The sequence below is a fragment of the Streptococcus sp. GMD6S genome (genome assembly GCF_000297015.1).
Genome location: NZ_AJRH01000199.1, coordinates 1 through 867, shown reverse-complemented (window position 1 = coordinate 867; position 867 = coordinate 1). Strand labels below are relative to the sequence as shown.

General features: G+C 42.0%; 1 protein-coding gene. It reads left to right on the top strand.

Features of this window, described 5'->3' with window-relative positions; all coding sequences use genetic code 11:
* Positions 1-123: 123 nt before the first annotated feature.
* Positions 124-867: response regulator (locus GMD6S_RS09650; protein ID WP_000278904.1), on the top strand; the 744-nt coding region annotated here is incomplete at its 3' end.

The following is an 867-nucleotide window of genomic DNA, read 5'->3' as shown; positions in this document are numbered from 1 at the left end:
AGTAAATGTACACGAACGCTTTGTTCTCTACTTTGGGGATCGCTACCAAATCAGTGTAGAGTCAGCTGAGCAAGAAGGTGTTCGTTACCATATCACTATCCAGGATGAATAGAAAGGGTAGAAATGTATAAAGTTTTATTAGTAGACGATGAGTACATGGTGACAGAGGGGCTCAAGCGATTAATCCCCTTTGAAAAATGGGATATGCAAGTCGTCGCAACAGCTAATCACGCAGATGATGCTTTGGACTATATTAAGAAAAATCCAGTAGATGTGGTCATTTCCGATGTCAACATGCCAGATAAGACCGGACTTGAGATGATTAGGGAAATGAAAGAGCTACTTCCAGATACCTATTATATCTTGCTGTCTGGTTATCAGGAGTTTGAGTACGTTAAAAAAGCCATGAACCTTAGTGTCGTGGATTATCTGGTCAAGCCAGTAGACAAGGTGGAGTTGGGCAATTTATTAGAAAAAATTGCGCAGCAGCTTCAGGAAAAGGTGGAACAAAGTCAGACCCTCAGTCAAGAATTGGATGAGACAGGATTTACGAACTACCTGTCAGGTAAAGACAGCTGGTGGATTGGTCTATCCAAGGAAAAGCAGGGTTCTTTTACCATTCCTTACTATGTTTTGGGGCAAGACTGGCAGATTTTCATCTCTGATCAACCGCTCGATGGCATCGTCGTGACACCATTTGAAGCACCCTACCAGCAGTCCTTTGAGAATTGGAAGATCAACGCTGAAAAAGCCCTCTTCTACGGTTCTGTCAATCTAGAAAAATCCGAGAGTTTGTTTGCTTATTACGAGCCGATTTATCGGGTGATTATCCAAGGGAATATCAATCAAATCATCGAAGAATTAACC